The 21922-nt window shown below is 66.1% G+C and carries 19 protein-coding genes and 1 pseudogene; 8 read left to right on the top strand and 12 right to left on the bottom strand.

Annotation, left to right across the window (positions count from 1 at the left end; translation table 11 throughout):
• Positions 1-163 precede the first annotated feature (163 nt).
• Both QJT82_RS04825 and QJT82_RS04820 read right to left on the bottom strand, forming a co-directional pair.
• On the bottom strand, positions 164-2260 hold the full coding sequence (locus QJT82_RS04825) for a hypothetical protein (protein ID WP_028344712.1): 2097 nt from the start codon (positions 2258-2260) through the stop codon (positions 164-166).
• A 228-nt stretch (positions 2261-2488) separates the two neighbouring features.
• Entirely contained in the window at positions 2489-3430 is a 942-nt protein-coding gene (locus QJT82_RS04820) for a LysR family transcriptional regulator (protein ID WP_051448180.1), read from the bottom strand.
• A 69-nt stretch (positions 3431-3499) separates the two neighbouring features.
• Between QJT82_RS04820 and QJT82_RS04815 the strand changes: the two genes are divergently transcribed.
• Positions 3500-4750 (top strand): MFS transporter, encoded by a 1251-nt coding sequence (locus QJT82_RS04815; RefSeq protein WP_028344713.1) that lies wholly within the window; start codon positions 3500-3502, stop codon positions 4748-4750.
• 32 nt (positions 4751-4782) lie between these two features.
• Here the strand turns inward: QJT82_RS04815 and QJT82_RS04810 are convergent, their stop codons facing one another.
• Together QJT82_RS04810 and QJT82_RS04805 are read right to left on the bottom strand one after the other, a co-directional pair.
• Complete coding sequence (locus QJT82_RS04810; RefSeq protein ID WP_028344714.1) at positions 4783-5643, bottom strand: DMT family transporter; 861 nt, start codon at positions 5641-5643, stop codon at positions 4783-4785.
• Positions 5640-6146 carry a MarR family transcriptional regulator gene (locus tag QJT82_RS04805; RefSeq protein WP_051448181.1) on the bottom strand — a complete coding sequence of 169 codons (507 nt, stop codon included), beginning with the start codon at positions 6144-6146 and terminating at the stop codon, positions 5640-5642. Before QJT82_RS04805 ends, QJT82_RS04810 begins: the two co-directional genes overlap by 4 nt.
• Positions 6147-6363: 217 nt before the next feature.
• Here QJT82_RS04805 and QJT82_RS04800 point away from each other — a divergent pair, with 217 nt between their 5' ends.
• Positions 6364-7161 (top strand): DUF899 domain-containing protein, encoded by a 798-nt coding sequence (locus QJT82_RS04800; RefSeq protein ID WP_051448182.1) that lies wholly within the window; start codon positions 6364-6366, stop codon positions 7159-7161.
• Positions 7162-7194: 33 nt separating this feature from the next.
• Here the strand turns inward: QJT82_RS04800 and QJT82_RS04795 are convergent, their stop codons facing one another.
• Positions 7195-8097: a LysR family transcriptional regulator gene (locus tag QJT82_RS04795; protein ID WP_028344717.1), complete on the bottom strand. Its 903-nt coding sequence runs from the start codon at positions 8095-8097 to the stop codon at positions 7195-7197.
• Between the two features lie 103 nt (positions 8098-8200).
• On the opposite strand from QJT82_RS04795, the gene QJT82_RS04785 reads away from it, so the two are divergent.
• Together QJT82_RS04785 and QJT82_RS04780 are read left to right on the top strand one after the other, a co-directional pair.
• Positions 8201-8983 (top strand): GNAT family N-acetyltransferase, encoded by a 783-nt coding sequence (locus tag QJT82_RS04785; protein WP_035633996.1) that lies wholly within the window; start codon positions 8201-8203, stop codon positions 8981-8983.
• Positions 8980-10170 carry an MFS transporter gene (locus QJT82_RS04780; protein ID WP_028344719.1) on the top strand — a complete coding sequence of 397 codons (1191 nt, stop codon included), beginning with the start codon at positions 8980-8982 and terminating at the stop codon, positions 10168-10170. Before QJT82_RS04785 ends, QJT82_RS04780 begins: the two co-directional genes overlap by 4 nt.
• Before the next feature lie 20 nt (positions 10171-10190).
• Here the strand turns inward: QJT82_RS04780 and QJT82_RS04775 are convergent, their stop codons facing one another.
• Positions 10191-11630, bottom strand: coding sequence for an MFS transporter (locus QJT82_RS04775; protein WP_063607142.1), 1440 nt, complete (start codon positions 11628-11630; stop codon positions 10191-10193).
• Between the two features lie 126 nt (positions 11631-11756).
• On the opposite strand from QJT82_RS04775, the gene QJT82_RS04770 reads away from it, so the two are divergent.
• On the top strand, positions 11757-12668 hold the full coding sequence (locus tag QJT82_RS04770) for a LysR family transcriptional regulator (RefSeq protein ID WP_028344721.1): 912 nt from the start codon (positions 11757-11759) through the stop codon (positions 12666-12668).
• 20 nt (positions 12669-12688) lie between these two features.
• On the opposite strand, the gene QJT82_RS04765 is transcribed toward QJT82_RS04770, so the two are convergent.
• Positions 12689-13606 carry a LysR family transcriptional regulator gene (locus QJT82_RS04765; RefSeq protein WP_028344722.1) on the bottom strand — a complete coding sequence of 306 codons (918 nt, stop codon included), beginning with the start codon at positions 13604-13606 and terminating at the stop codon, positions 12689-12691.
• Between the two features lie 205 nt (positions 13607-13811).
• Between QJT82_RS04765 and QJT82_RS04760 the strand changes: the two genes are divergently transcribed.
• Positions 13812-15329, top strand: coding sequence for an MFS transporter (locus QJT82_RS04760; RefSeq protein WP_028344723.1), 1518 nt, complete (start codon positions 13812-13814; stop codon positions 15327-15329).
• Positions 15330-15379: 50 nt separating this feature from the next.
• Here the strand turns inward: QJT82_RS04760 and QJT82_RS04755 are convergent, their stop codons facing one another.
• The gene (locus QJT82_RS04755) at positions 15380-15784 is read right to left on the bottom strand and encodes a cupin domain-containing protein (RefSeq protein ID WP_035634109.1); all 405 of its coding nucleotides are present in this window, start codon (positions 15782-15784) and stop codon (positions 15380-15382) included.
• A gap of 101 nt (positions 15785-15885) precedes the next feature.
• Positions 15886-16287 (bottom strand): Ohr family peroxiredoxin, encoded by a 402-nt coding sequence (locus QJT82_RS04750; RefSeq protein ID WP_028344725.1) that lies wholly within the window; start codon positions 16285-16287, stop codon positions 15886-15888.
• A 148-nt stretch (positions 16288-16435) separates the two neighbouring features.
• Between QJT82_RS04750 and QJT82_RS04745 the strand changes: the two genes are divergently transcribed.
• Positions 16436-16903, top strand: coding sequence for a MarR family transcriptional regulator (locus QJT82_RS04745; protein WP_028344726.1), 468 nt, complete (start codon positions 16436-16438; stop codon positions 16901-16903).
• Positions 16904-16935: 32 nt separating this feature from the next.
• Here QJT82_RS04745 and QJT82_RS04740 read toward each other — a convergent pair whose 3' ends face one another.
• From QJT82_RS04740 to QJT82_RS04730, 3 genes are read right to left on the bottom strand one after another with little or no spacing between them, the layout of a single operon-like run.
• Positions 16936-18276 carry an ATP-binding protein gene (locus QJT82_RS04740; RefSeq protein ID WP_028344727.1) on the bottom strand — a complete coding sequence of 447 codons (1341 nt, stop codon included), beginning with the start codon at positions 18274-18276 and terminating at the stop codon, positions 16936-16938.
• Positions 18273-18995: a response regulator gene (locus QJT82_RS04735; protein WP_028344728.1), complete on the bottom strand. Its 723-nt coding sequence runs from the start codon at positions 18993-18995 to the stop codon at positions 18273-18275. The genes QJT82_RS04740 and QJT82_RS04735 overlap by 4 nt, the downstream gene beginning before the upstream one ends.
• Before the next feature lie 19 nt (positions 18996-19014).
• Positions 19015-19236, bottom strand: coding sequence for a hypothetical protein (locus QJT82_RS04730; RefSeq protein ID WP_155258842.1), 222 nt, complete (start codon positions 19234-19236; stop codon positions 19015-19017).
• A gap of 42 nt (positions 19237-19278) precedes the next feature.
• On the opposite strand from QJT82_RS04730, the pseudogene bamA reads away from it, so the two are divergent.
• Positions 19279-21785 (top strand): annotated as a pseudogene (bamA, locus tag QJT82_RS04725) (outer membrane protein assembly factor BamA).
• Positions 21786-21922: the final 137 nt, after the last annotated feature.

The raw sequence follows: 21922 nt of genomic DNA, 5'->3' as shown, positions 1-21922 counted from the left end.
ATCTACCGCGGCAGCGGCGGCTCTTACAGGAAGCCGGCGATCGGGCGGATGGTCTCGTCGGCCAGCGTTTTGACCGCCTTGGCCGGAAGGCCGGCGGGCACGCGCGGTCATCCTGCGCACTGTTGCGATTGGAATGACGCGATGATCGCGATCATCAGCGGCGCTACTGGGGCGCGAGATCGCTCGCCGCTTGCCGGAGTTCTTGCAGCAGCTCTGTTTCCCATTGCGAAGGATCCGTCAGGAACCGCGCGAGATTGTCGAAACAATAATATCCGAACTCCGACTTTGATCGGGCGGCGGACGTCGCGGCTGCACGCGCCAGCAATCGCGCGGCATACTGCTGCGCCGTCATCAGGCTCGCCGCGTGCTCGGCCATCTTCGCCATGCGCCAAAGCACCGAGTGGTCGATGGCATTGCCGAGATCGCCGAAATAGAACCCTTCCGCGAGCTCCAGGCGAGCGCTCGCGCTGCCAGCGTTCTCCAGCATCAACGGAACGATCTTCTCGAAGAAGAAGTTCTCGTGATCGGTATCGACCAGCCCGTAGTAGCGCAGCAGAACCTCGTTGCTCGACTTGTCGAGACGCGCGAGACACCACGCGGCGTAGCCGAACAGTACGGTCGGAATCTCGTCTCCGTAAGGGTCGTACCAGGCGTTGGTGTGCGGTCCGATGTGTGCGCACACCGTATCGATCAGCCTTCGGATCGCAGGCGCGGCGCCGGGGCAATGCCTGGCGACATGGGTGAAGAACTTCTTCTCGTTGAGCCGCTTGCCGTCGCAACGGAACACCGCCTGCAGGTGGTTGTCGTGCGGCCGCTCGTTGATATCGGGACCGATCTGCGCCGTCAGCGCATCGATGGCCGCGATACAGTCGGGCTCGCTCATCGAGGCGAGATCGACGGTGTAGGTGCTGAACCGCTTGGCGAGCGTCTCGGCCTTCTTGGCCAGCGCGGCATCCTTGTCCTCTTCTTGCGACTCGGGTGGAGCGGGCCTGAAATGATCCTCCGTTACGGGCACGACCCGGACGCGGTGTACGGGATCGCCCGGCGCGCCGGAGACCGTCACCATCCCCTCCGCGAACCGCATATCGAGACGCCGGTCGGGCAGGGGCGTCGCCTTCGACCAGGCGCGGGCGCGCGCCAGCCAAGGACGGTCGTCCATCCCGAACCGCTCCAGCATGATCTTGGGCGAAACCGTCCCGTCCACACCGACGCAGGCGACGAACTCATGCCGCTTCAACCAGAAAGCCTGGCTATCGCCTTGCCAGCCGATCACGTCGCGCTCGGAGAGTTCGAAGTCGCGGAGATTGCTGCTGACATTGGCGTAGTGGCCGTTCGGATCCGGCCACAGATCGGGATGCGACTTCGCGTTGATCTCGTTGGTCGTCAGCGTGGCCTCGCGATCGAGCAACTGCGACACTTTGCGGTAGATCTCGCCGCGTCGTGGCGGCAATCCCTGCTTCCGCCTGTCGAGGTCGAACTGGGTCGTGTCGGGCAACCCTTCGGCCTGCATCCACATCGGCGCGACGGAGTGCAGCCGCCGCAGCGGAAAGGCCTGCCAGATCTCGACGGCAAAGCTGAAATACTCCCGCTGCGCCGTGGTGTCTCTGCCCAGCAACCGGGAGACGAGCGAGCTCTCCTCGGTGATCATGGGAAGCCGGGAATTGTCGCCGCGCAGCCAATAGCGCCCGCACGGGCTCGAGCGGATCAGAAACGACCTCGCCCGCGATCCCTCGCAGTTCGACACCTCGTGATGGCCCGTCTGCGGATCGATGCGCAGCAGCAGTGCAACGATTCCGTTGTCGTGCCGGAACGCCGAAACCAGGATTCGGCCATCCTGGTCCAGAACCGGCGGGCACAGCGAGTTGCCGCTCGGCATGCCCTGAACCGAGCGGACGATCGCCCTGCGCTCGAGGTCGATGACATGCAGGTCAGTCGCGCGCGCGGCGTGATAAAGCAGGAGATAGACGAGCCGGCCATCCTTGCTCTGGAGAAATCCGTAGCTCAGATAGTCGTCGCGCGCGTCCTTTCCGTCGTGTCCGCGTGCCCATGGCGTTTGCAGCCGATCGACGAACTGGCGACGCGCGAGATCATAGAAGACGAATCCCGCGTCGGTGTTGAAGAACCAGGCGATGCCGTCCGGCAGCAGCCCGGCATTCCGCGCGGGTCGCTTGCCGAGGGCAGGACGCATGATCCAGTCATCCTGACCGGCGGCCTGGATTGCGAAGTACTCGGTGTTGCCGATTTTGCGGATCGAATTCACGATCGGGTAACCCTGCGAAGCCGCCCCGTGTCCCGAGGTGCTTCATTATGCGCGAGCCGGACAACATCCGATTAATGCGATCGGGAAACATGAGGTTGACCGGCCGGCGACCGCCGGCGCGGACAACTTGCCGCATGCCTCTTGCTGTACGCTGACGAGCCGGTCAGGCGCGCGCCAGCACCAGCACTCAGATATCGTCGCGGCGTCAATTGGCCGGCGCGATCGCGGTCATGGCTTGCCGATCGGCTCGAACACCGTATCGGGCAATTGCTGCCTGATGAAGTCGACGAAGGCGCGCTGCGCCAGCGACCGGTACCGGTTGCTCGGCCAGGCGATCCACACGCTGCCGCGCGACACCATGTAGTCGGTCAGCACGGCAACCAGATCGCCGCGCGCGATACAGGAACGCGCAAGGATCACCGGCAGTTGTCCGATCCCGATGCCTGAGCGGATCGCTGCGAGCACGCCATCGGAGTTGTTGAAGGTCACGGAGTCCGTCGCCATTGCGCCGGCGAACTCGCCGCAGAAGCTCCACGGGTAGATCTGGCCCGTCGTCGGTACGCGGAAGCTGACACCGCGATGGACCGCCAGATCGTTCGGCGTCTCGGGCTGCGGCATCCGCCGGAAATAATCCGGCGTGCCGCAGATCACGAAATGCTGCGGTCCGATCCGGCTCGCGATCAGCGACGAATCGGTAAGCTCGCCGGTTCGTAGGGCGACATCGATGGCTTCACCGACCATGTCGACGAGGCGGTCCTCGAGTTGGACATCGAGCGCGACGTCGGGAAAGCGCCGCGCGAATTCGGCGAGCCGCGGGACCAGCAACTGGCCGATGTTGTGCGGCAACGAGACCTTGAGCCGTCCGCGCGGCGCGCCCCCTTGCTCTGCGAGCACCTGTTCGGCCTCGTCGAGCTCGGCCAGGATGTTGCGGGCGCGCCGGAAGAATTCGGCGCCGGGGCCGGTCAGCGTCACCTTGCGCGTGGTGCGGTTGAGCAGGCGCACGCCAAGCCGCGCTTCGAGACGGCCGACGGCCTTGCCGACGGCGGAGCCGGAGAGGCCGAGAATCCGGCCCGCGGCGGCAAATCCGCCTTGCTCGGCGGCGTGAACGAACGCCGCGACGCCGGCCAGGGTCTCGTAATTGCGGAAATTTTGTCCGTTCTGAAGTGCCATGGCGGCGCATTCTAATGCTGGAAGCGTCAATGTCTATTCCGCGGCTCCTTGTTCACTTCGAGCCGAGCCATGCAGCAATACCTCCATCATCCATCCGTCGACCGCACTCCACCGACCAGCCTCAGGCGCGCCGTGCTCCTGCCGGGACTGGTTGCGATGTTCGGCTTGGCCAGTCTCGGTGCGCCGCTCGCGGTGCTGCCGGTGCGCGTCGATGCCGATCTCGGCTTCGGTCCGCTCGTTGCCGGCGCCGTGCTGGCTGCCGAGGGTCTCGCGACCTTGTTGACGCGCCCGCTGGTCGGCCGCTTTGCCGACCGCCGGGGCGCACGCGACGCGACGATGCTCGGGCTTTTCGGCGCGGTTGCCTCGGGTGCGTTCTACCTGCTCGCAGGGCTGCTGCCAGTGTCGGCGTTCGCGGCGCTTGGGCTGATGGTGACAGGCCGCGTCGCGATGGGCATCGGCCAGGGCTTCTTGTTTTCGGGCGGCACCGCCTGGGCGGTGATCCTTGCTGGACCGGCGCATCAGGGCAGGGCGATGTCATGGGTCGGGCTGTTGTTCTTCGCCGGCATTTCGGCCGGTGCGCTGCTAGGAGGGCTTGCGGGAGACATCGCGCATCTCCTCACCGCGCTGTTGCCGCCGCAGCTTGCTCCGGACAGCTTCCTGGTCGCGGCCGCCATCACGATGCTCGTGCCGCTCGGCGGTCTTCCGCTCGTGCTGATCGCGCAACGGAGTGCGCCATCGCCGCATGGTGCGGTGGCCGTGCCGCTGACGGCAATCCTCAGGGCGATCTGGCGGCCGACGCTGGGCTTCGGCCTCGCCGTGATGAGCTACATCGGCACGACCAGCTTTGTCGTACTCGCGTTCCTGCATCGCGGCTGGCACGGAGGCTCGACCGCGCTGTTCGTTTTCCTGGCGGCGTTTGCGCTGGCCCGGCCCGTGTTCAGCGGCGTGTGCGATCGCGCCACGGGTCCGCGTCCGGTCCTGTTTGCGCTCGCGGCGCTGGCCGGCGGCATGCTGATCCTGGGGCTTGCGCCCGACGAGCAGACCGCCATTGCGGGTGCGATCGTCGCGGGCTGCGGCATGTCGATGACGTATCCGCTGCTGGCGCTTCCGGTGGTGCGCGCCGTTCCCGCAACGCAGATTGCGTCCGGCATCGGGCTGTTCGATGCCGCCTACGATGTTGCGACGCTGATCACGCCGCCGCTGGCAGGCTTGATCGCTGCGACCGTCGGCTACGCCGCGATCTTTCTCGTCCTCGCGGGCATCAGCCTGCTCGCGATGATCCCGGCGGCTGCGGCATGGCGCCGTCGGCCAGCCGTTTGAACCCGCAAGCTGCGCGCCGACCGCGGAATATTCTAGGCCCGCGCCAGCACCAGCACGTTGCCGGCAAGGATCGCGGCGGCGCCGGCGAGCACCGGCCAGCCGAGCGCAAGGTGCTCGAACAGCGCCGACAGCACGAGCGCGACGAGCGGCACCAGCGCGAGCGTATAGGCCGCGCGCCCGGGACCGAGCCGGCGCACCAGCTCGAAATAGAGCATGAAGGTGATGCAGGAGGCGGCAATCCCAAGATAGAGGAAGCTCGCCACGTAGGAGAGCGAGATGTCGGCGGCAAACGGCGTGCCGGTCGCGACGGCCCACAGCGCGCTTGCTGCGGCTCCGACGAACGCGCCCCAGCCGAGCACGGAGACGACGGGCAGTCCGGCGCGCTGGTTGCGCGCACCGACCGTTGTCCCGGCGCCGGTTGCGATCGCCGCGGTGAGCGCCCAGGCGAAACCCGCAAGCGGCGTGGCTCTGTGCGCGGCCGCGCCGGGCAGGAAGATGATCGCGAGGCCAAGAATGCCGCACAGCGCGCCCGATACGAAGCCGGAGGAGATCGGCACGCCGAGTACGGCGCGCGCGATCACGGCCGCGAACAGCGACGATGTCGACAGGACGAGTGCCGCAAGCCCGCTCGGCATTCGGGCGGTCGCCTCATAGAAGGCGATGAAGGCAATGGCGAAGAACAGCAGGCCCTGCAATGCGACCGCCGGTCGATCCTTTCGCGGGATCGCGAGCGGCACGCCGCGCAGCCGGCCGTAGCCGAGCAGGATGACGCCCGCGAGCATCATGCGCAGCGCGACCGACCACGGCGCGGGCGTCACGCCGGCCTGCATCGCCGTTGCCAGCGCGCCGCCGCCCCAGAGCAGTGCGGTCAGCGCGAACAGCAGGGCTGTCATGGCGCGCCGGCGTCATCGCGCAGTGTGCGCCAGCCCTCGGCATCGATCCGCGCGCTTTCTCCCTCAAGCCGGGTGAGGGCGGAATCCAGCATTGTTCGCTCGCTCTCCGAGAGCCGCGCCAGCAGCCGCGTCTCGATCGCGCTGCCGAGTGCGGCGATCCGGTTGAACGCTGCCCGGCCGCTGCGGGTGATGCTGACGGCGGCGAAGCGCCGGTCGGACTTGCCGGGCCGCCGCACCGCGAAGCCGAGCTCGACGAGTTGGCCGATGCCGCGACTGACCGCAAACGGGTCGAGGGCGCAGGCGCGGCCGATCTCGGAGGCGTTGGCTGCGTCGCGCTCGGCGATGACTGCGAGGATACGCCAGCCGGCCTGGCTCAATCCGAACGTCTCGCCGTAGAAGCGCTCGAGCGGTCGGGCGACCTGCGCCGCGACCAGGAACAGGCGGTAGGGCAGCCAGGCACTGAGCTTCAGCCCATCGTCGGACGCAGGCGCAGTCTGTTTCATGGGGCGAGAGGCTCGCACACATAATTGCAAAGTGCAAGCATATCGCAAAGACAGGTTGCGACCCGGATCGCATGCGTGAAAATCCCGACACACTTGTCACTCCCACTCACTGCTGCCGCGGCGCCAGATTGGGGCATGACCCACGGCGAACGGCGGGCGGCGATGGAACCGCGCTGAGGTCCCGGAGTTCGTCCAAATCGGAGATGGAGAGACCATCATGAATAAATCAGCTGAAAACGATCGCGGCGGACTGACGGCGATGCAGACACCGCCGGTGGTGTCGCGGGAGGCGTGGGAGGCGGCGCGCCTGGAGATGCTGGTGAAGGAAAAGGCCCAGGTGCGGGCACGCGACGCGCTTGCGGCGGAGCGGCGGCGAATGCCCTGGATGGCGGTCGAGAAGCCGTATGTCTTCGAAGGACCGAACGGCAAGGCGAGCCTGCTCGACCTGTTCGAGGGCCGCCGGCAGCTGATCATCTACCGCGCCTTCTTCGAGCCCGGCGTGTTCGGCTGGCCGGACCACGGCTGCCGCGGCTGTTCGCTCGGCGCCGATCAGGTCAGTCATCTCGCCCACCTGAACCAGCGCGACACCACGCTCGCCTACGCCTCGCGCGCGCCGCAGGCCGACATCGCGCGGCTGAAGGCGCGGATGGAGTGGGACATGCCGTGGTACACGATCACCGACAGTTTTGACGCCGACTTCGGCGTCGCCGAGTGGCACGGCCACAACGTGTTCATCCGCGACGGTGAGCGGATCTTCCGCACCTATCTCGTCAACAGCCGCGGCGACGAAGCGATGGGTACGGTGTGGAGCTATCTCGACATCACGCCGCTCGGCCGCCAGGAACTCTGGGAGGACTCGCCGAAGGGTTATCCGCAGGGCCCGACCTACAAATGGTGGAATTGGCACGACAATTACGACGCCGAGGCCGCGCCGAACGCAAAATGGGCGGCGGTGACCGATGCCGGCGAAGCCGCGTTCCGCAAGATCGCGGAGCAGGAGCGCAAGGCGACGTAAGGGGTAGAGCAGGGAGGGCGCGTGGCGTCCTCCCTAGCGGCCCTCGTTCTTTGCGGCCGAGAGTGCCTTCAGCGCCGACAAGGTCCGCCGCAGCCCGCGATCGAGGCGCTTGTCGCGGCGGATCACCACCGCGAGCCGGCGGTAGAGCTTAGGTGACAGCGACCGGACGATCAGGTCGCGCTGCTTGGTGCTGGCGGGAACGGCCATGCCGGGCAGCACCGCGCAACCTAGCCCGGCGCGCACCATCTCCTTGATCGCCTCGACGCTGCCGAGCGACATCAGCGGCTTCAGCGAAACGCCGCCGCGGGCCAGCCACTCGTCGGCGGTGCGTCGGGTGTTGCCGCCCGGCTCGAACAGCAGCACCGGCCTGGTCGCCAGCACCTCCGGCGTGATCCGCGCCGGCAGTTGCATGTCGCGGGGCGCGATCAGCACGAACTCGTCGTGCACGACCGGCGTGATCTCGAAGCTGCGCCCCGACACCGGCAGCGTGACAAGCGCGATATCGATGGTGTTGTCCTCGACCGCCCGGGCGATCTCCGCGGTGTTGCCGGTCGTGACCGTGATCTCCAGCGAGGGCAGCGCGGCGCGCAGCTCCTTCAGGATCGGGGGCAGCAGGAAGATGCAGGCGGTCGCGCCGGTGCCGAGCCGCACGCGGCCTGCCGTTCCGGTCGTCTGCTGTACAACGGCGTCGACCGCCGATGCCACCGCCGCATTGATCTGCTGTGCGTGCGAGAGCAGCGCGACGCCAGCGGCCGTCGGTCTCGCCCGTCGTCCGACCCGCTCGATCAAGGTCGCATTGAGGCTGCGCTCGAGCTGGCGCACCTGCAGGCTCACCGCGGGCTGCGTGAGTTGCAGCCGCTCGGCCGCCGCCGAGAAGCTGCCGCAGTCGATCACGACAGCGAAGCTTTCGAGATAATCGAGGTTGAGGTTCTTCATCAAAGTATCTCTTATGCCGCGCATAAGCTGTCAAAGCTTCACTTATATAACGCCGCGGCGCATAGTCCGGCAAGCGACGGCTTCGGCAGACCGGGAGCAGGCATTGTCCGGCCTCAAGTCCATTGGCGGTGTCATCGTCGAGCTGGGGCGCTATCTTGCGGTCTCTTCGCATTCGCGCATCCGCCGCCGGCAGGCGCTGCGTGAGCTCGACGATCGCCTGCTGGCGGATGTCGGACTGTCGCGCAGCGATGTCGAGATGAGCCCGTGGTGCGTGCAGCATGCGCCGACGCGCCGTCGAAGCACAGGGATGATGCCGCAAGACGAGGCAAGGATGAGAGACAACGAAGACACCGTGATCCGCGACGCCACAGAGGTCGACATGGCGGAGGTGCAGCGCATCTACGCGCACCACGTGCTCAACGGGCTGGCGACCTTCGAGGAAGTGCCGCCGACACTCGACGAGATGCTCGGGCGCCGTGCCGCCGTGCTGGCCGCGGGGCTGCCGTATCTCGTGGCCGATATCGACGGACGGGTGGCCGGCTATTCCTACGCGACGACGTACCGGCCACGGCCGGCCTATCGCAACACCATTGAAGACTCGGTCTACGTGTCGGAAGCCCTGCGTGGCCGCCGCGTCGGCGCGGCGCTGCTGCGGGCGCTGATCGAACGGTCGGAGGCGGGACCCTGGCGGCAAATGATCGCCGTGATCGGCAACAGCGGCAACGCCGGATCGATCGCGCTGCACCGACGCATGGGCTTCGAGATGGTCGGGACGCTGAGGTCGGTGGGCTTCAAGCTCGGGCAGTGGGTCGACACCGTGCTGATGCAGCGGCCGCTGGGGCCGGGCGCTGCCACGCTGCCGTCAGACAAGGAAACGGCCCGGTGATCGCACGCCGGGTCGTGATTGCCCTCGGGCTGGCTCAACTGATCTCGTGGGGCGCGACCTACTATCTGATCGGCGGCTTCGGCGAGCAGATCGCCGCGGATCTGGGCTGGAGCCGCGACATCGTCTACGGCGGATTTGCCGCGGCGCTGTTGGTGATGGGGGTGACGTCGCCCCTTGCCGGCAGGTGGGTGGACAGAAGCGGTGGCCGGCAGGTCATGGTCGCGGGCGCCGTGATCAATGCGGTCGGCTGCGCCGGTCTCGCGGTCTCGCATCAGATCGGCAGCTATTTCGCATCCTGGATCGTTCTTGGCCTCGGCATGCGGCTGACGCTATACGATGCCGCCTTCGCGGCGCTGGCCCGGATCGGCGGACCAGAGGCGCGCCGCGCGATGTCCGGGATCACCTTGCTTGGTGGCTTGGCCGCCACCGTGTTCTGGCCGCTCGGCCATATGCTCTCGGACCATTTCGGCTGGCGCATCGCGGTGCTGGCCTATGCCGGCATCGCGCTATTGACGATCCCGCTGCATCTGCTGATTCCGAACCAGCGATTTGCCGGCGTGCCGGGCTCTGCGGTGGCATCGAGGCAACCGCGCGCGGTGGGGCGGCGGCAGCTTGCAGCGGCGAACGGACTCTATGCCCTGATCATGACCGGCGCGAACTTCCTGAACGCCGGCATGTCCGCACACATGATCGCGGTGCTCACCGGCCTCGGACTCACCGTCACCGTTGCGGTGTGGATCGCTACGCTGCGGGGGATCGGGCAATCCGCCGCGCGTCTCTGCGAAGTCCTGTTCGGCGGACGGATCGATCCACTCGGGCTCAACCTGATGGCCTGCCTGATCATGCCGCTCTCCTTCATCGCCGGCCTGTTCAGCGGATCAGCGCGGGAGATGGGGATCGCGTTCGCGCTGCTCTACGGCGCCTGCAACGGCATTCTGACCATCACCAGGGGAACGCTGCCGCTCATCCTGTTCGATCATCGCAGCTATGGCACGCTGGTCGGCCGGCTCATTGTCCCGAGCTTCATCCTGCCGGCGGCGGCGCCGCCGATCTATGCAATCGTGATCGACCGGTTCGGCGATGCGAGCGCGCTCTATCTCTCCACCGGTCTCGCCCTGGTGACGCTGCTTGCCGCCATCCTGCTCAGGCTGCTCTTTCCGCCGCCGCTCGCGGCCGCGAAGCAATAGCCGTGTCGGCGGTGTCGATCTCAACCCGCCGCCGGCTCGCGCGGCAGCCACAGCGACAGCCAGCCGCCGAGCGCCAGCAGCGCGACATTGCAGCCGAGCGCGATCGTGAAGGCGTGCGCGTAGTCATCGGCCTGTGGATGCGGCCCGAGCAGGCTGTAGAAGACGCCGCCGATCACGGCGACGCCGAGTGCGGCGCCGATCTGGAAGGTCGAGATCATCATGCCCGATGCCAACCCGGCATGGCGCGGATCGATGCTGCCGATCACGGCCTTGATCACCGACGGCATCACGGTGCCGAAGCCGAGCCCGCCGCAGATCAGGCCGAATTCTAGGTTTTGCGGCAGCGCGCCGCCGACCGACAACATCACGACGCCGAAGCCGACGACCTGGAGCGCAAAGCCCAGCGTCAGCGTGCGCGGGCCGAGCCATTGCATCACCAGCGACGACACCAGCGAGCTGACGAAGAAGCCGGCGGCAAAGGGCAGGGTGGCGAGGCCGGCTTCCAGCGGAGATCGGTGCAGGCCACTTTGCAGGTAGACCGCGAAGGTCAAATAGAACGACGACAGCATGTAGAAGGCGAGCGCCATCAGCAGCCCGATCACGAAATCGCTGTTGCGCAGCAGATGCAGCGCGACCAGCGGGTCGCCGCCACGGGCTTCGAGCCGCGCCTCGAAGCGGACGAAGCCGGCGAGCATCAGCGGAGAGGCCAGCAGCATCGCGACGATCCAGACAGGCCAGCCGGATTCCCGGCCCTCGATCAGCGGATAGACCAGAAGGCCGAGCGTGAGCGACAGCAGGATGACGCCGCCGACGTCGAGCCGCTGCGCGTGCGCGGCGCGCGAGTCGGCGAGGTACAGCAGGCCGCCGACGAAGGCGGCAAGGCCGATCGGCACGTTGATCAGGAAGATCGCCTGCCAGGCCAGTCCGAACGGATGCGCCGACACGAGCACGCCGCCCAGCAACTGGCCGCAGATATTGGCAAGTCCGAAGGTCGCGCCATAGAAGCCGAGCGCGCGGCCCTGTTCGGCCGCCGGAAACAGCACGCGGATCGAGGCGAGCACCTGCGGGGCCATCACGGTGGCAGTGAGGCCCTGCAGGATCCGTCCGGCGACCAGCATGGCCGGCGACCACGCGATGCCGCAGAGCACGGATGCGATCGTGAAGCCGGCGACGCCGGTCAGGAACATGCGCCGTCGTCCGAGCAGGTCACCGAGCCGGCCACCGGTGATCAGGAAGACGGCGTAGGTCGCGGCATAGGCCGAGATCACGAACTGCACCTCGCTCGGGCTGGCGCCGAGATTGTCGCGAATGGCCGGCAGCGCGAGGTTGACGACATTGAAATCGAGGATCGGCAGGAAGGCGCCGGTGAGCAGCACCGGCAGCGCCAGCCATCGCCGCGGGTCGACGGTCGCCGGCCGCGCGGCGTGCAATTGCAACGTCTCGGTGGTCTCGCTTGTCACCTGCCAGCTCCTCTCGGCAATCGCCGGCGCCCTCACGAGGGGTGTCCGTCGGCTGAACTTTTCGGGAAGATGGCCTGTTTGTCCGTGATAAGGTATTCGTCAGCTCTGCTAATTTAGTTTGCAAAAATGAACAGCCCGCTTGACTGGAATGACCTTCGCCTTGTCCTCGCGGTCGCGCGGGAGGGCAGCCTCTCTGGCGCGGCGCGCCGGCTCGGCGTCACGCATTCCACCGTGTTTCGCCGCCTCGGCACGATCGAGGATGCGATCGGAACGCGCCTGTTCGAGCGCTTCCGCGACGGCTACGCGCCGACACCGGCCGGCGAGATCGCGGCGGCGTCGGCAGCCCGGCTCGAGGACGAGGTGCTTGCGCTCGAGCGCAAGCTGGCGGGACGGGACCTCAGGCCGTCGGGGCCGGTGCGGATCACGACGACGGACACGCTCGGCGCGGTGCTGATGCGGCATCTGCCGGCGATGCGCGCCGCGCATCCGGAGATCCAGCCGGAAATCATCATCTCGAATGCGATGGCGAACCTGACGCGCCGCGAGGCGGAGATCGCGATCCGCCCGACACCGGCGCCATCCGAACTGCTGGTCGGGCGACGCGTTGCCGATATTGCCCATGCGGTCTACGGATCGCGCGCCTATCTCGCCCGTCGCGGTGACAGGGATCTGTCGCTGCATGACTGGATCGGGCTCGACGATGCGCTGGCGGGGACCGTCATCGCCGGCTGGATGCGCGAGAACGTGCGTTCGGCGCGGACCACATGCCGGGTCGACGCGCTTCCGGCGCTGCGCGATGCCGCGGCAGCGGGGCTGGGGCTTGCCCTGCTGCCCTGCTATGTCGGCGATCTCGCGCCCACGCTGCGCCGCCTGACGCCGAAAGCACTCGCGGAGCCGCGCTCGGCGCTGTGGCTATTGACCCATGACGATCTCAAGCGCACCGCGCGCATCCGCGCGACGCTCGATTTTCTCGCCAGGGCGCTCACCTCGGAGCGTGCGCTGTTCGAGGGAAAGCGCGCCGGAGGCGTGCGCCGTTAGTCGGCCGGCGCGCAGATCGTTCAGGACCCGACAACTTCCGTGACGGTATGGATGTCCTCTGCCGCGCGGTTCGCGGGTATCCGATGGTGCTCGCGAAAGGCACCAACAATCGTCTTCAGGACCGCGCGTGATTTTGCATCTGACAGCGCCGACAGCAGCATGATCTCGGACGGCGGAAGGGCAGGCAGGCCGAGCCGCCGGCTGACCTCGATCGTCCCGGCCGGAGCGAGCCGGCATGAGAACACCGAAGTAGCGAGGCCTGCGGCGACCGCGTCGGCGACGGCAAAGGATCCGCAGCCGAGGAAAGTTTCCGTCCACGGGATGCCCGCCGCCGCCAGCGCGCGCGTCGCGATGTTGAGCACGCCGCAGGACGGCGAGGAGGCGGCGAGCCGCAGCGGCTCGCCCGCGCGATGGACGAAGTCCGGCGTGGCGAACCAGCCATAGTGATCCGTCGCCAGCATCTCGCCGTCGCGGCGGTCGTCCTCGCGGCGGATGATGGCGGCGTCGATCTCGCCGCGATCGAGGGCGCTCAGCAGGTCGCGGGAGTCCTCGAGCCGGACTTCGATGGTGAGCGCCGGGTCGTGCGCGTGCAGCCGCGCCAGCAAGGTCGGAACCTCCGCGCCTCCGACATGGGTGGCGATGCCGAGCGAGAAGCGACGCGGGCGCGCGAGCGACAACGCCGCGACGGCGCGATCATGCGCGGCGAGCAATTCCTGCGCGGGGGCGAGGAAAGCCGCACCCTGTGCCGACAGGCGCACCAGGCGCGGTGTCCGTTCGATCAGCCTGTGGCCGAGCTGGCTTTCCAGCCGCTTCAACTTGACGCTGATCGCGCCCTGCGTGGTGCCGAGCGTTTCAGCGGCGCGCGTAAAGCTCTTGAGATCGGCGATGGTCACGAATGTCTTCACGGCGTCGAGGTCGAGCGTGGTCATGTCAGTCATCCGGATTTGTTGTCTCTGAAATATCTAGTCATCCAATTCACCAATGCTCAAGCCATGACTAGCTTTGCGTTGTGAAGCGCCGTGGCCACCCGATTCCTGCCGCTGCTGCCTCAATACATCGTGAGTCGATCGACCGACGCTGCTGCCAGCACCCTGGCAACAGCGTGCGGTATGCCGTTGGCTTGCCACAACAAAAGGCCTGATCATGTCTACTGAACTGAGCCGCCGCGGCGCTGTCGTTCTATCAGCCGTATGCCTAGCCTGCCTGATGTTTGGATTGGAGATTTCCAGCATCCCCGCGATCCTGCCGACGCTGGAGCGGGTGCTGCATGCCGACTTCAAGGCGCTGCAATGGATCATGAACGCCTACACCATCGCGGTCACCACGGTGCTGATGGCGATCGGGACGGTGGCCGACCGCTACGGACGCAAGCGCATCTTCCTGGTCGCGATCGCAGCGTTCGGCATCACCTCGCTGATCTGCGGCGTCGCCTCGAGCGTCGAAATGCTGATCGTCGCCCGGTTCCTGCAAGGCCTGAGCGGCGGCGCGCTCTTGATCTGCCAGATCGCCGTGCTCTCGCACGAATTCCAGGGCGGTCGGCTGCGCGCCGTTGCCTGGGGCTGGTGGGGCGTCATCTTCGGCATCGGCCTCGGCTTCGGCCCGATCATCGGCGGCGCGGTCGTCGCGGTGCTGAGCTGGGAGTGGGTGTTCCTCGTCCACGTGCTGTTCGCAGCCGTTGCGTTCGTGCTCACGATCGGCGGCGTGCATGAATCGAAGGATCCGAAGGCGAGCAGCCTCGACGTCGCCGGTATCGTGACGATGTCACTCGCCGTGTTCTGCCTCGCCTTCTATATCACGCAGGGGCCGGATCTCGGCTTTGCCAGCTCGAAGGGGCTTGCGATCCTCGGCGTCTCCGCCGTGAGCTTCATCGCGTTCCTGGTTGCCGAGAAGATCAGCCGGCGGCCGATGTTCGACTTTTCAGTGTTTCGGATCCCGGCTTTCTCCGGCTCGATCGTCGGCTCGGCGGCGATGAACCTCAGCTACTGGCCGTTCATGATCTACCTGCCGATCTGGTTTCATGCCGGCCTCGGCTATGACAGCGTGTCCGCGGGACTTGCTTTGCTTGCCTATACGCTGCCGACGCTGGTGATGCCGCCGTTCGCCGAGCGACTGTCGCTGCGCTATCAGCCGGGACTGATCATTCCGGTGGGGCTGTTCACCATCGGCGCCGGATTCATGCTGATGAAGTTCGGCAGCGCCGCCGCGCAGCCGGACTGGTTGACGATGCTGCCGGGCTGCCTGCTCGCCGGAATTGGTCTCGGCATCACCAACACCCCGGTCACCAACACGACGACCGGCTCGGTCTCGAGCGACCGCGCCGGCATGGCCTCGGGCATCGACATGAGCGCGCGAATGGTTTCGCTTTCAGTCAACATCGCGCTGATGGGCTTTATCCTGGCGAGCGGCGTGCTGGCGCATCTGAAGGCGGTGCTGCCGGCGCTGGACGGCGCGCAACTTCGGGCAATCGCCGAGCGGATCGCGGCCGGCGACATCGCATCCGCGCCGGAGCTGACCGGCCCGGTCGTGCATCAGGCGCTCGCGAGCGGCTTCGGCTGGGTGATGCTCTATGGTGGCATCGGGGTGTGGATCATGGCCGCGCTCAGCTTCCTGATCTTCAACGCGCGGCCGGTGCGGCAGGCCGAGGCTCACGGCACGAAGTGAACATGATGTCGCCGTGCCTGCCCAGGGACGGGGCGGGCAGGCGGTATCGATCACTTCACGAGGGTCAGCAGCGGCTTGTCCTTCTCGACGATGTAGGTCGCAAGCTCGCTGGCGGTGACGTCGCCGACATTCCTGGCGGCATGGACCGTGCCGGCGGGAATGAACAGCACGTCGCCGGCCTTCAGCCTCGCCGGTGGCCTGCCGTCGACGTCGTATTCGAGCGTGCCGGCGAGCACATAGATGATTTCTTCGCCCGGATATGTATGGCGGCCGAATGCCTTGCCCGGCGCGATGTCGACACGCACCTGCACGGCTTCACGCCCGCCGGCGCTGAGGTCGTGGCGCTGCAGGTCGGTTCGCGTGAAGCCGGCTGGTTGCAGCGCCTGTGCGCTCGGGATGGTCAGGAGGCTAGCGGTAAACAAGGCCGTCCTTGCGAGGAGGCGCGTTGCCTTCATCAGCTTGCTGGTCACCTTGAACTCCAGGATTGGCTTGCGTCCCTGTCCGATCGCGAGCCGGCAAGCGGCCGGCCCGCATCAGAGATCGTCATGTGCTGGTCTCAGACCAGGGTGGTCGTGACGGCGATGTTGCCGTGAACCGCCTTGGAGTAGGGGCAGATGCCGTGCGCGGCTTCGATCAGCTCCTGCGCAACCTCGCGCTCGACGCCGGGGACGTGGACGTTGAGGCGTGCGCTCAGGAAGAAGGCGCTGCCGGCCTGGTTCAGATCGATCTCGGCGTCGACCTCGGGCTCGCTCACGAGCTTGACCTTGCGCTGACCGGCGGCGAGCTGGATCGCGCCGATGTAGCAGGCCGACCAGGCGGCCGCGAACAGGTTTTCCGCGGCGGGGTGCGGCTGGGGCAGCTTGACGTCGAGGAAGCCGTCGCGCGAGCGGGCGGCGCCGTTCGGGCCGGCGGTGACGTGGGTCTTTCCGGTGACGAGAACCTTTGCATTGGCGGTCATAGCGAGCTCCTTTGGGATGAATATAGATCGTATCCGATCTAATCGTGTGCGCGTTGAAATAGGCCTCGGGCTTGATCGTGTCAAGCACTTCCGATTTAATCGGATGCGATTTATATGGACCGCGACATCACAAACTCCGGAGACGTCCGTGACCCGCTCCTCCAAGGCCGAGACCAAGGGCCGAAAACTCTCGAATTTTCTGTGCTTTGCGGTCTATTCGGCCAATCTGGCCTTCGGCCGCGCCTACAAGCCGATCCTGGACGCGGTCGGCCTGACCTACACCCAGTACATCGCCATGGTGGCGCTGTCGGAGGCGGACGAGCAGACCGTGAGCGCGCTCGGCGAGAAGCTGTTTCTGGAATCCAACACGCTGACGCCGATCCTCAAGAAGCTGGAGCAGAGCGGCTATATCAGCCGCGCCCGCGATCCCGCCGACGAGCGGCAGGTTCGCGTGAGCCTGACGCCGGCCGGCCGACGCCTGCTCGACAAGGACATCAATGTGTCCCTGGTCGAAGCCACCGGGCTCGGCGACGAATTTCCCGTCGTACAGAAGACCGTTGCGAGGCTGCGCGACAATCTGCTGCGCAACACGCGCGCCGATCCGAAGAAGGGCTGATCCTGCGGGCCAAGCCCGATCCTGAAGCTCCTCTAGCCAACGAGCTCTGGAACTGGGGGGCGAGACGCGCTCGCCCCGCTTCGATCCGATCCAAGGTGCACGGGCCCCGGCAATTTAATGCGGACAAGAAGGCCGTGCGGCGTGTTGTCGTGCAGCGACAGCTCGCCGCCATGTCCGCACACCATGGCCTGCGCGATCGAAAGGCCAAGCCCGAAGCCGCTTGTCTCGTCCATGGTGCGGGCTTCGTCGCCGCGGACGAACGGCTTCAGCATTTCGGCCCGGCGATGCTCCGGAATCCCCGGACCGTCGTCCGAGACGTCGATGATGGCCTGATCGGCTGACGCGGTCAGCTTGATCTCGACTTCGCTACCGAAGCGCAGGGCGTTCTCCACCAAATTGGTCACGGTGCGGCTGATCTCGCTCGGGCGGATCAGGAGCGAAGCCCTGGTCGGGCCCTGGTAGCGCACGACGTGACCGCAATCGGAGAATTGCTCGCAGATCGTCTGCAGCAGGGCAGCGACGTTCACGAGCGTCGGCTTCGCCGCGCTGCCGCCGCTCAGGAATGACAGCACGGACTCCAGCATGGCCTGCATCTGGTCGAGGTCGTGCAGGGTCTCCGCGCGCTGGGCGTCGTTCTCGATGTATTCGGACCTGAGCCTTAGCCGGGTGATCGGCGTGCGCAGGTCGTGACTGATTGCGGCGAGCATGCGCGTGCGGTCATTCATCAGCGTGGTGATGCGTTCGCGCATGCGATTGAGCGCAACCGCTGCGGCGCGGATTTCCTCCGGGCCGGTCTCCGGAAGCGGCGCGGCGGCCTGGCTGATGCTGAAATTCTCGGCGGCGCGGGCGAACGCGGAGAGCGGCGCGCTGAGCGCGCGGCCGGCCCACACGCCGAGCAGCGTGACGCTGACGAACAGGAACAGGAACGTGCTGACCCAGAACCCGCCGAAGAAGGGCGGCATTTTCGTCGGGCCGATCGTCGCTTCGAACAGGGCTCCGTCCGGCAACCGAATCGCCGCCGGCGCGGTCTTCGAGGAAAACTCATCGACATCGTCGACGCCAGGTGCCTCGGACGAAGCCTCATCGGCCAAGCCCGGACCTGCGTCGCGCAATGTGAGATGCAGGCGGGGAAAGGCGCGATCGGCAGCGCGCAACAACGTAGCGCGATCGGCCGCAGGGGCCTCGGCCAGAAGCCTGGCAACCAGCTGGAACTGATGGACCGGCCTGTCCGCAAACGATCTCGGCTTCTGGCTGACGAAATAGAGCCCGATCAGCGCATGGATGAGCACCAGCGAAAGCAGGATCAGCGCGGCGATCTGACCACTGATCCGGTGGAAGCTGAAAAGCGCGGCAATCCTGCGGGTCCAGCTCATGCGTCCTCCACATGCGGCGTGAAGATGTAGCCGCCGGTGCGAACCGTCCGGATCACCGACGATCCTTCGCTCGTATCGAGCTTGCGGCGAAGCCGGCTGACCAAGACGTCGATGCTGCGCCCGAACGGACTGGCCGGCCGGCTGCGCGTCATGGTCAAGAGGCCGTCCCGCGTCAGGATCCGGCCGGGCCGCTCGCAGAATACCTGCAGCAGGTCGAACTCCGCGCTCGTCAACGGGACCTGGGCGCCGTCGGGATCGCGCAGTTCGCGCAGGCGAAGATCGATGGTCCAGTCCTGGAAGCGCAGGCGGGCGGCGCTCTGGCCCGAGCGCCCGGCAAGGCCGGCCTGGGCCTGGCGGCGCAGCACGGCGTTGATCCGCGCCAGCAGCTCGCGCGGATTGAACGGCTTGGCGAGATAATCATCCGCGCCCATCTCGAGCCCGAGGATCCGGTCGAGGTCCTCGCCCTTTGCCGTGAGCATGATGATCGGGATCGTCGAATCGCCGCGCAGGCGGCGACACAAGGTTAGTCCATCCTCTCCGGGCAGCATCAGATCGAGGACGACGAGATCGAGCGAATGCCCGGCAAGGTAACGATCCATTTCCCTGCCGTTCGAGGCGGTGGCCACCAAGTAGGATTGGTCGCGCAGGTAGCGGGCAATCAAGTCTCTGGTCTGCAGATCGTCTTCGACGATCAGGATCTTCGGAGTGTTTGCAAGCATGATCCGCGACTGGTCCTCATCATGACGTCATTGGCGCGCGTTCCAGCGCGCTTAGCCACCAATTGACCAGCATACGCGTCGCTTGTGGGCGGCATTGCGCCTTTTCGTAAGCATAGTGTTTCTGAACTGTAAGCGTCGCGCGCAGCCCGAGACAATCCGCGACGCCGACCGCGTCGCGTCGCGCTAACAGTCCCAAACCACTGGAAATAATCCCGCAATCCTGCAGCCACACCGCAGCCATCACCATCCCGTCACAACGGGCTTCTTGTTCGCGAGGTGTGGAATGAAGACGTGGCGGGGCTTTGTCGCGGCGATCGTGCTGTCGGGGTTTTCGATCCCGGGGACGCCGGTGATATGGCCATTGGTGGCTCCGGTGGCGGCCCAATCGGTTGATGCGATCACGGTCGAAGGCAACCGGAGGGTAGAGGCGGAGACCATCCGCTCCTATTTCAGGCCCGCGCCCGGTGGCCGTCTCGATCAGGCTGCCGTCGACGACGGCCTCAAGGAGCTGGTCGGGACCGGGTTGTTCCAGGACGTCAAGATCAATCACGCTGGCGGCCGGATCGTCGTTTCCGTGATCGAGAATCCGGTGATCGACCGCGTCGCGTTCGAGGGCAACAAGAAGATCAAGGACGAGCAGCTCTCGGCCGAAATGCAGTCCAAGCCGCGGGGCACCCTGTCGCGGCCGATGGTGCAGTCGGATGCACTATTGCCGAGATTTATCGGCGGTCAGGCCGCTACGACGTGCATGTCACGCCGGAAATCATCGAACGCTCGAACAACCGCGTCGATCTCGTCTTCACCGTCAACGAGGGAGCGAAGACCGGCATCAAGACCATCGAGTTCATGGGCAACAACAGTTTCTCGGCGGCGCGCCTGAAGGACGTGATCAAGACCCATGAGACGAACTTCCTGAGCTTCCTCGGCAATGCCGACATCTACGACCCGGATCGGGTCGAGGCCGATCGTGACCTGATCCGCCGCTTCTACCTGAAGCACGGCTACGCGGACGTCCAGGTCGTGGCTGCACTCGCCGAGTATGATCCGGAGCGCAAGGGCTTTCAGGTGACGTTCAAGCTCGATGAGGGGCAGCAGTACCGCGTTGCGACGGTCAGTTTCCGCTCGAACATTGCGGGCTTCGATCCGACGACACTGCGTTCATTGTCGCGCGTCGGTGAAGGCTCGCTCTACAATGTCGAGGCGGTCGAGAAGTCGGTCGAGGACATGCAGATCGAAGCGTCGCGCCGCGGCTACGCCTTCGCGGTGGTCCGTCCGGACGGCACCCGGAATTTCGAGGCCCACACGGTGGGCATCGTGTTTCGCGTGGAGGAGGGGCCGCGCACCTATATCGAGCGGATCGACATTCGCGGCAACGGCCGCACCCGAGACTACGTGATCCGGCGCGAGTTCGATCTCTCCGAGGGCGATGCGTACAACCGCGCGCTGGTCGATCGCGCCGAGCGGCGGCTGAAGAATCTCGACTACTTCAAGACCGTCAAGATCACCACCGAGCCCGGCTCGACGAGCGATCGCGTTGTGTTGGTCGTCGATTTGGAGGAAAAGTCGACCGGCGACTTCTCCGTGTCGGGCGGTTATTCCACGACGGACGGCGCGCTTGCCGAAGTGAGTATCTCTGAGCGAAATCTGCTCGGCCGTGGCCTGTTCGCCAAGGCAACGGTCAGCTACGGCCAGTACTCGCGCGGCCTGTCGCTGTCCTTTGTCGAGCCGTATTTGCTCGACTATCGCGTCGCGCTCGGGCTCGATGCGTATTACAAGGAGCAGCTGCCGACGGACTATACGACCTATGGCGTGAAGACGATCGGGTTCTCGCCGCGGCTCGGCCTGGCCTTGCGCGAAGACCTGACCCTCCAGCTGCGCTATTCGCTCTATCAGCAGGAAATCTCGCTCGATAGCGCCTACGCGAACTGCAACAACAATCCGTCCAACCCATCGCTCGCGTTCAATCCGACACCCGCCTACATCCAGAGTGTGCTCGGCGGCGTCGATCCCACGAACTCGGTCTCGTCAGGGCTTTATGGATATGGCTGCTACGGCGACGGAGAATCCACCTTGCCGGTGCGCAAGGAGCTGGCCGCCGGGGCGACCTGGACCTCGCAGATCGGCTACACGCTGACCTACAACACCCTCGACAACAACAAGAACCCGACCGACGGCCTGCTGATCGACTTCAAGCAGGATTTTGCCGGCGTCGGCGGCGACGTGACATATTTGAAGAGCGCAGTCGACGCGAAATACTATACGCCGCTGGTGTCCGACCTGATCGGGCTGATCCACCTGCAGGGCGGCCTGCTCACCAAGGTCGGCGACAACGATCTGCGCATGCTGGACCATTTCCAGATGGGGCCGAATCTCGTGCGCGGCTTTGCCACCAACGGCATCGGCCCGCGCGACATCACCTATGCGAGCTTAGGTGCGGTCGGGGATGCGCTCGGCGGCACCAAATATTGGGGCGCGTCGATGGAGCTGCAGATGCCGTTCTGGTTCCTGCCCTCCGAGGTTGGGCTGAAGGGGGCTGTCTATGCGGACGCCGGCTCGCTCTGGGGTTATGAAGGCCCGACGTCGTGGGCCGCAACCGGCGAGGTGAATACGGCTGCTTGCAAATGCGGCCTCCAATACGACGATGGGAACGTGGTGCGAACCTCGGTCGGTGTCGGCCTGATCTGGGCCTCGCCGTTCGGCCCGCTGCGCTTCGATTACGCCGTGCCGATCACGAAGGGCAAATACGATATCGTGCAGGAGTTCCGGTTCGGAGGCGGGACGTCATTCTGAGGTGACAATCGTCGTGCCTGCGGCGCGCGTCCTCGCCGGCGCCGACCTGGCGCGATATTTGCCATGCCGTCCTGCCGCTTGCGGTATCAGGCGAAGCGGGGCAGGCTGCATTGGTTCAATTTCGATCCGAGGCAATC

Origin of the sequence: Bradyrhizobium sp. Mp19, assembly GCF_029952935.1 — a bacterium.
GTDB classification, from domain to species: Bacteria; Pseudomonadota; Alphaproteobacteria; order Rhizobiales; family Xanthobacteraceae; genus Bradyrhizobium; species Bradyrhizobium elkanii.
The sequence above is the reverse complement of the archived record's forward strand: the minus strand, read 5'-3'. Positions and strand labels throughout refer to the sequence as shown.

Excerpts from the sequence above, each read along its gene's own strand:
- QJT82_RS04820 (WP_051448180.1), bottom strand. The coding sequence starts at position 3,430 with ATGGCACTTCAGAACGGACAAAATTTCCGCAATTACGAGACCCTGGCC.
- QJT82_RS04815 (WP_028344713.1), top strand. The coding sequence starts at position 3,500 with ATGCAGCAATACCTCCATCATCCATCCGTCGACCGCACTCCACCGACC.
- QJT82_RS04810 (WP_028344714.1), bottom strand. The coding sequence starts at position 5,643 with ATGACAGCCCTGCTGTTCGCGCTGACCGCACTGCTCTGGGGCGGCGGC.
- QJT82_RS04805 (WP_051448181.1), bottom strand. The coding sequence starts at position 6,146 with ATGAAACAGACTGCGCCTGCGTCCGACGATGGGCTGAAGCTCAGTGCC.
- QJT82_RS04800 (WP_051448182.1), top strand. The coding sequence starts at position 6,364 with ATGAATAAATCAGCTGAAAACGATCGCGGCGGACTGACGGCGATGCAG.
- QJT82_RS04795 (WP_028344717.1), bottom strand. The coding sequence starts at position 8,097 with ATGAAGAACCTCAACCTCGATTATCTCGAAAGCTTCGCTGTCGTGATC.
- QJT82_RS04770 (WP_028344721.1), top strand. The coding sequence starts at position 11,757 with ATGAACAGCCCGCTTGACTGGAATGACCTTCGCCTTGTCCTCGCGGTC.
- QJT82_RS04765 (WP_028344722.1), bottom strand. The coding sequence starts at position 13,606 with ATGACTGACATGACCACGCTCGACCTCGACGCCGTGAAGACATTCGTG.
- QJT82_RS04760 (WP_028344723.1), top strand. The coding sequence starts at position 13,812 with ATGTCTACTGAACTGAGCCGCCGCGGCGCTGTCGTTCTATCAGCCGTA.
- QJT82_RS04755 (WP_035634109.1), bottom strand. The coding sequence starts at position 15,784 with ATGAAGGCAACGCGCCTCCTCGCAAGGACGGCCTTGTTTACCGCTAGC.
- QJT82_RS04750 (WP_028344725.1), bottom strand. The coding sequence starts at position 16,287 with ATGACCGCCAATGCAAAGGTTCTCGTCACCGGAAAGACCCACGTCACC.
- QJT82_RS04740 (WP_028344727.1), bottom strand. The coding sequence starts at position 18,276 with ATGAGCTGGACCCGCAGGATTGCCGCGCTTTTCAGCTTCCACCGGATC.
- QJT82_RS04735 (WP_028344728.1), bottom strand. The coding sequence starts at position 18,995 with ATGCTTGCAAACACTCCGAAGATCCTGATCGTCGAAGACGATCTGCAG.
- QJT82_RS04730 (WP_155258842.1), bottom strand. The coding sequence starts at position 19,236 with ATGGCTGCGGTGTGGCTGCAGGATTGCGGGATTATTTCCAGTGGTTTG.